The organism is Clostridium polynesiense (assembly GCF_000820705.1).
GTDB lineage: Bacteria > Bacillota > Clostridia > Clostridiales > Clostridiaceae > Clostridium_AA > Clostridium_AA polynesiense.
On record NZ_CCXI01000137.1, the window covers coordinates 1 to 7,051 of the forward strand.

Annotated in this window: 9 protein-coding genes; all 9 read right to left on the bottom strand. The window is 31.6% G+C overall.

Annotated features, from left to right (window positions below; genetic code table 11):
* The coding region (locus tag TA89_RS13805) for an RHS repeat-associated core domain-containing protein (RefSeq protein ID WP_040214206.1) at window positions 1-341 on the bottom strand (341 nt) is incomplete at its 3' end.
* Between the two features lie 558 nt (window positions 342-899).
* Window positions 900-1,088 (bottom strand): DUF4926 domain-containing protein, encoded by a 189-nt coding sequence (locus TA89_RS13810; RefSeq protein ID WP_040214209.1) that lies wholly within the window; start codon window positions 1,086-1,088, stop codon window positions 900-902.
* Between the two features lie 14 nt (window positions 1,089-1,102).
* Complete coding sequence (locus tag TA89_RS13815; RefSeq protein WP_341350008.1) at window positions 1,103-1,420, bottom strand: DUF6883 domain-containing protein; 318 nt, start codon at window positions 1,418-1,420, stop codon at window positions 1,103-1,105.
* A gap of 458 nt (window positions 1,421-1,878) precedes the next feature.
* Complete coding sequence (locus tag TA89_RS13820; RefSeq protein ID WP_040214211.1) at window positions 1,879-2,187, bottom strand: hypothetical protein; 309 nt, start codon at window positions 2,185-2,187, stop codon at window positions 1,879-1,881.
* A gap of 13 nt (window positions 2,188-2,200) precedes the next feature.
* The gene (locus tag TA89_RS13825; RefSeq protein ID WP_040214212.1) at window positions 2,201-2,485 is read right to left on the bottom strand and encodes a hypothetical protein; all 285 of its coding nucleotides are present in this window, start codon (window positions 2,483-2,485) and stop codon (window positions 2,201-2,203) included.
* Between the two features lie 197 nt (window positions 2,486-2,682).
* Complete coding sequence (locus TA89_RS18070) at window positions 2,683-3,327, bottom strand: transposase (protein WP_242850150.1); 645 nt, start codon at window positions 3,325-3,327, stop codon at window positions 2,683-2,685.
* Between the two features lie 64 nt (window positions 3,328-3,391).
* Complete coding sequence (locus tag TA89_RS18360) at window positions 3,392-4,342, bottom strand: tyrosine-type recombinase/integrase (protein WP_242850151.1); 951 nt, start codon at window positions 4,340-4,342, stop codon at window positions 3,392-3,394.
* Between the two features lie 1,558 nt (window positions 4,343-5,900).
* Window positions 5,901-6,311: a hypothetical protein gene (locus tag TA89_RS13840; protein WP_040214215.1), complete on the bottom strand. Its 411-nt coding sequence runs from the start codon at window positions 6,309-6,311 to the stop codon at window positions 5,901-5,903.
* An 82-nt stretch (window positions 6,312-6,393) separates the two neighbouring features.
* Window positions 6,394-7,051 (bottom strand): EndoU domain-containing protein (locus TA89_RS18910; RefSeq protein ID WP_242850152.1); only part of this gene is annotated, 658 nt, incomplete at its 5' end.

Sequence of the window (7,051 nt, forward strand, 5' to 3'; positions counted from 1 at the left end):
AAAAACCTACCTGTACTAGGCTCGTAATATCTTGCTCTCAAGTACTGAAGTCCGCTTATTCTGTTGTGTTCCTCACCGTTGTAGCCGTAGAAGTTATCGTAGTGAACCTTGCTGTTTCCTAATGGTCCATCGTGGTCTACCACACCAAAGGGGTCATAGCTGTATTCATCTCTTACCTGCCCTCTGCTGTTGGTAAGCTGTGCTACACTTCCTCTTCCATCGTTCAGATAGTAAAGAGGATTTCTCTTTTCTTTAATATCCGATGAAAGGTAATCTACTGATATTCTGTCTAAGCCGTAGGTATAAGCCTGATTGTAGTTTCCGTTTTTATCTGAGGTCATTAATACCTGAGCATTTTCCAGAGAAACATCATTTACATAATTTATTATCTCATATATAGATATACTGGCTATTCACGTTTATCTTTTCTTATGGATATATTCGTACATATATTCTATCTCTTTAAAAAAAGAATTTTAGTACGATTTATTTGTCTTTAAGAAATTTTATAAATGCATAATTTTCATCAATTTAGTTTTTAAATTGTTTAAACCCTTACCGTTGATTAGAATTATTTGATATCTTCAATTATTTGACACTTCATCTTTACTCCTTTCATTTTTTTACACAAAAAAAGAGCCAATGCTTCTTCTTTAGAAAAATTGACTCTTATCATTGTTATAATATATATTTAGTTTTTATTTTAGTTACAGCTTACTGCATTATTACTATTATGCAGTGAAAATTAATATCTTTATTCTTACACAATACAATATTTCTAATTAGCATTGCCTTTATATTTGTTAAATTCAATGTTTTGCAGTTAGTAATACTTGATTTTTGCAGTAAGAAACGAAAGATGACTAACTATAGAAATTAGTTATCTTTCATAAAACATTTTATTCAACTAGTTCTAGTTCCTTACCAGGTATAGCAAACAGTGCAATTGTAATACCACTATTATCTGAAAATTCGACTTCGAAATTCTCACCATCATAGTCCTCTAGAATTACACCAATATCACCTGTTTTAATACCATCTTCCATATATTTATCAGTTAGTAGTCTTACTTTTTGAAATGGTTTCATATGTTTTCATCTCCTTACTTTGTAAAACCAGAAAATGGTGTATTTAATGATAATGAACCATCTGGCTTTATCATCCATCCTGATTTTAGATAGCTTGTTTTACCAGCCGCATCACCAATGCCGGGTAATTCAATTTCTATATTTATTCTTTGTCCAAAAGAATCTGCCTTACCAAGTGTATATTCACCCTTTGCATATTTGGTTATCGCCTGCTCTTTATACATATTGATTAACTTTTCAGAATCATCCATACCATAACCTAAATTTTTATAAACTACATCCTTACCTGGTGCTGCTCCATCTTTAAATATATATTCTGTGAATTTTCTTATATCTGCATTTACATTAGGATTACTTACCCCCTTGGGGCAGAGTCTGTCTTTTTATTTTTAGTGGTAGAGTTGAGTGTTTTCAACCCTTACCACAGTTTTAGGACTACCTTTAACTATTTATCATTTTTTCTGTTATGTAGTTACTTTTTCAGCCTTATTTTCCCTTAATCTGTTAACCCTATTTTATCATGCAACCTTTTTTATCTCTACATATGTGGCTATAAAAAAAGATTAATGCTCCAATTACTGAAACATTAACCTTTTTAACTTCCTTCACTGCATTATTAATATTATGCAGTAACATAAACTATGACTATTTTGTTAAGAAGTGATAGAACTAATTTTTTTTATTGATTAATTCCTTATTCGCATTATTTTGCAGACGGTTTACTTTGAATTATGTAGTAAGAAAAAAGGAATGGATATATCATAAATGAATACCCATCCCTTAAACTTATTTATTTTAACGCATTATTTAGTTGGTTTATGAATTTCTGAAGTATATTCAACCTTTGCTTGTCTAAATTTATTGGTTCAATCCTTACATTGTATTTATAGAAAAACCTGTCTCCTACTTCAACTTCTAAAGAACGTAATTCCTCTTTATCAGTATGCTTCTCAAGAAAATCCATCCAATCATTCACTTCTTCTTTATGCCAAGTCAATAGTTGTTCTGAAGAAACTTTTCTCATTTCATCAATTATATTCTTAAGTTCATTTAAAGTACATATTAATTCTTTGTGGCTTTGTTGTGCTATTAAACTCATTTTAAAATCACCTTCATTTCATAAAATTTGTTGGAGATGTTTTTATCCAACTTCCTGGAACTGCATTATAATCAATATATATTTGATGTGCTCCACCATAAAGTCCATTTCCTTGTGGTCCAACTATACCATCAAGTCCTGAAATACTAGACCCTTTAGGAACAGTCATTTTATATAACGTACTTGCATCATTACCAAATTCCTGCTTAATAGCAAAATCTACTCTCCATTGGTATTCTGTTGCAGGTGGTGGGTCTAGACTCCAAAATCCACCATTCTTACCACCTACTCTGTACAATGTAGTCCCTTCACCATAAGTCTTTTCAACTGCATTTCCACCTTTGAAGGAATTTAGAACATTTCTTTCCCATTGACTACCTTTAGGTAATTGTACTGGTTTTATATTGACAGCTTCTCCTACCCCCTTGGGGCAGAGTCTGTCTTATTATTTATTAGTGGTAGAGTCTACTGTCTTCAACATCTACCACTATTTTATCATGCTATCTTTTCAACTTCCATATCTGGCAAAATGTATTCAGTCTTATTCTTCATCATTCCATAGATGATGTTGTTAAGCCTTCTCATTACACACACTAATGCTTGTATCTTGGTTTTACCCTCTGAAACTTTCCTCTTGCAGTATTCTAGGAAAACTGGATTTCTAGGAGTTTCTTTCTTAGATACTTGTATCTGTTGTACTGCTAAGAAATAGAATACTCCATAGAGTTCTCTATTACCTTGTTTACTCTTTTTATCTTTCCCTTTACCTGCTGAACTGAAATTAACTCGTGCTATCCCAGAAAATTCAGCTAGCTTATCAGCATTTCGGAATCTTTTAATGTCTCCTATGTGAGCAACAAGTGCTATTGCAGTTACAGTATCTATCCCTGGAATTGTTTCAAGCTTTAAGTCAAGTAATTTTAGCAGTTTTCTCATTTCAGTTTCAACCCTCTTGATTTCCTCACTCTTAAAAACAATGCCTCTTACAATGCTCTGAATGATAAAATCTCTAGACTCTTGGTACTCCCTTGTTGTATCTCCATCACTTTCTACAATGTCTAATATCTCTTTAACCTTTCTTGTGGAACAGCTGTTATGACTAGGTTTTCTTAGAAATCCTGCTAAATCTTCGTCAGTCACACCTCTTAGGTGCTTCGGTGATGGGTATTCCTCATAGAAAGCTAATGCTGTTTTACTGTTTACATCAGAAAAAAAATTTCTTATAGCTTGGGTAATTATAGTTTAATTGTTCATGAAGTTGATTAGTTAGAGTTGTTATTGATTTTACAATTGCATCTCTTCTATTAACCATCATCTTTATTGTCCAGTATAAGTCCTGTGGATTAGCCTCTGGTATAAGACCTGCTAATTTACTTACTGTGGAAATTGGTACTCCTCTATTTATTAACCTTGTACAGAAAGTATGTCTAAAGATATGAGGTTTTAACTTTTTTATCATACCTATCTCCTCAGTTAACCTTTCAAGCATTGTATTTATTGCATCTCTTCTTAATGCTCCACGCTGACCTATAATTAGATATTCTGGATCCTTAACATTATAATCTCTATCCTTAATGTATTCCTTGATTGCATCCGATAAATCGAATTTCAATGGCACTTCTCTAAACTTACCTCCCTTACCGTAGATTTTTATTGAGTAATTTAAGAAATCAATATCTCTAATCTTTATGCTGCATAGTTCACTTACTCTAACTCCTGTATAAAGCAGTAGCATTATGATTACCTTATTCCTTTTACTTACCTTGTCCTCATTCTGAATGTAGAAGAGTATCTTATCAACCTCCTTATCTGAATAGACTTCCACTTGTTTTTCTGAACCATAGGCAATTTTCACTCTGTCCTTAGAATTTTCTACAACTATTTCTTTCATCTCACCAATTGCTATAAGGTATCTATTTAGTGCATGAATGCTATTTATCTTTTTATTGATTGTTGCTACCTCATAGTTACTCTCTACCAAGAAATTCTTGTAGCTTGTTACATAGAATCGTTGAAGATTACCATTGAATTCAACTCCTTTATCTCCTAGAAAATCTATAAAAGCTTTAATATCACCAGTATAGCTTTCTATTGTTTTAGGACTCTTTCCATCCTCAATTAAGCTTATCTTGAACTCTTCAATCACTTGGCACATCACTTTTACTCCCTTCAATCTCTTTACATTAAAAAAGAGTTAATGCTTACTTGATTGGAAACATTAACCCTGTTATCTGATTTATAATATATATTTATCCTCTATTTTAAATTCAGTTGATTTAGCCATTCTTTACAGCTTTTCAATCTGAATGGTACTCTTATTCACATTCTCATAAATCTCTGTTTTCTGATGGGTTACCATTTCTTTTTAATATAGTTCAATTGATTGATGTATTATATTTTTCCATTACCATTCCTATTGAAAAAACTCTTTCCTAGTTTATTTAATCCTCTGAATACAGTATCTATTAATCAATTACATTGATTAATTATATTTTATATCCTGTATCAATTATATCTATTTATCAATTGATTATTTATAATTATATCAATTATTATTTATTTCAATCTTATATCTCTTTATCAGTCATATGCCCCCCTACCCCCCGTTACAATTTCCTAGTCCCTATTTCCTATTTCCAAGTCCCAAGTCATTCTACTCAACTATATTATTTATATGTTTTATTATATCAATTCTTTTTATTTTTTAGTGCTTTTATATTACATATTATATGTTCCAAATTCCATTAACTTTTAAGTGGAATTATCGAGTCTAGGTCTTCCTAGCTTATCAGGATACATGTCTCTTCTATACTCGTTTAACTGGCTCCTAGAGACGCTTATTCTAGTTATCCAGGAAATCCTTTATCAGATGTCTTCATCTGTTCAAGCATTAAAGATTTTATCCTGTATATATTATTGTTCTGAATTGCATTAACTTCCAAGTGGAATTATTGAACCTAGGTTTTCCTAGCCTATCAGGTTACACATCTCTTCTATGCTCGTTTTACTGGCTCATGAAGATACATGTTCTAATTATCTAGGAAATCTTGTATCAGATACCCTTATCTGCTGCAATATTAATACTTTTATCCTACACATACTATAGCCATGAACCCATCAACTTATAAGCGAAATCATTGAATCTAGGCTTTCCTAGTTTACCAAGCTACACATTGCTTTCAGCCTTGTTTTACTTGCTTCTAAAGATTCAAGTATTGATTATCAAGGAAATCCTTTATCATATGTTTATACTTGATGAACAGCTGAAAAGATTTTAATCACCTATCAATTTCTATGTAAATCAGTAGCTTTAGCCTTTATTCAACACTTTTAAGATTTAATGCCACTCTTGTTCACAGTCTTTAAAATCTCTGTTTTCTGGTGTGTTATCGTCGCTTTTTAATATAGTTCCTTTGAGCGATGTATTTATAGTATCTTTTAACTATTAAAAAAAATGAACCAGCCTACTTGATTTCAGCTGATTCATTTCATCTTTTCACTGCATTATTACAATTATGAAGTAAATCCTTTATATTTGATTTCACAGTCAACCTTGGAAATACTACCTTTTATAACAATTTACATTCCTCTACAGATTTTGCGTCAAGATTAAATAGTTTTATGAAGTGAGAACGAAAGATAATTTACCTAATTTTTAATTGTAGTACAATCATCTTTCATTCACTTGTTAGTTTTAATTATTAAGTATTTATTTATATCTTTCCAATAAAATCCTCGAAAATCTTTCGCGTAGCTACACCGCACCTTGGTAGCGCTTTTTTAACTTGTTCTATGATTGTTTTCTCATTTGAAATTATACCTATGTTTTCTTCATTAGCCAATACTCTTAAAGAATCGATACATGTTTCAAATAGCTCATCATTATCTATGCTAGAAAGCAGAATCAGACACTTTATTAGAACTTCATCATTAATATCATTATCAGCACAATATGCAAATCTAATTTGCCAATCTATTGGCTTTACAAGAATATCATCTAATAATTTTTTCCAATCACTTTCATTAAATTTTCTTAACATATCAGTTGCAATTATTACTCCCTCATCAAACCAATAGTCCATTGAAAATTGACCTGATAGGTATTCATTTAATTCTTCATACATTGAAAATCCTCCTGATAATAAAGTCTTGTTTTTTATTTCATTCTTTAAAAATACATGGCGTATTAATATAGTTCCTATTATGTTATTTAAATCCCGTTGGAATTACCATTGACCCTCCACCAGTAGGATATCCACTAATTACATTATTGCCAACCTTAACAACCTCAACTTCCACTCCATTAACAATACCTCTATGGAATGTTGCCCCATCAGAAGCACGTAGACCAAGACTTGGAGTGTCTCCTACTTGCTTTATGCCATTAATAATGCTATCACTGGACCATGTTTCTGGGAACAGTGTACTTTTTTTAATTTTAGCAAGATTTCCATCTGAAAACTGGGTTGTAAATTTAACTGATTTTGTTCCATCAACGTTAGTCATTATTTCTTCAACAGCATAATTAGGATTGCTATTTGTAATTTCTGGTGAATGTCCCCCAATAAATGTATTACCTTTTGTTCGCTCCCCATATAGTATTTTATTTCTCATTTCATCACTTACTATACTTGCGTTAGGGTTACCCACCCCCTTATTCATCGAAGTAGCATCTTTTTGTTTCTGATTTGTATTTTGCATTGGAGGTCTATTGTTTGGCACATTAGAAGGTAGACCATTCAAAAGAAGTGGTGCCCCAAGTAATAATATTGTAAAACCTAAATAGTAATTCTCATCACTTACTCCCATATCATTAGCAAGATTTTTAGTTGGATTTACTCCGAAAAAACCCTCTGATATCTCC

Coding starts and splice junctions, on each gene's coding strand:
- TA89_RS18360 (WP_242850151.1), bottom strand. CDS start 4,342: ATGTGCCAAGTGATTGAAGAGTTCAAGATAAGCTTAATTGAGGATGGA.
- TA89_RS13820 (WP_040214211.1), bottom strand. CDS start 2,187: ATGAGTTTAATAGCACAACAAAGCCACAAAGAATTAATATGTACTTTA.
- TA89_RS13840 (WP_040214215.1), bottom strand. CDS start 6,311: ATGTATGAAGAATTAAATGAATACCTATCAGGTCAATTTTCAATGGAC.
- TA89_RS13810 (WP_040214209.1), bottom strand. CDS start 1,088: ATGAAACCATTTCAAAAAGTAAGACTACTAACTGATAAATATATGGAA.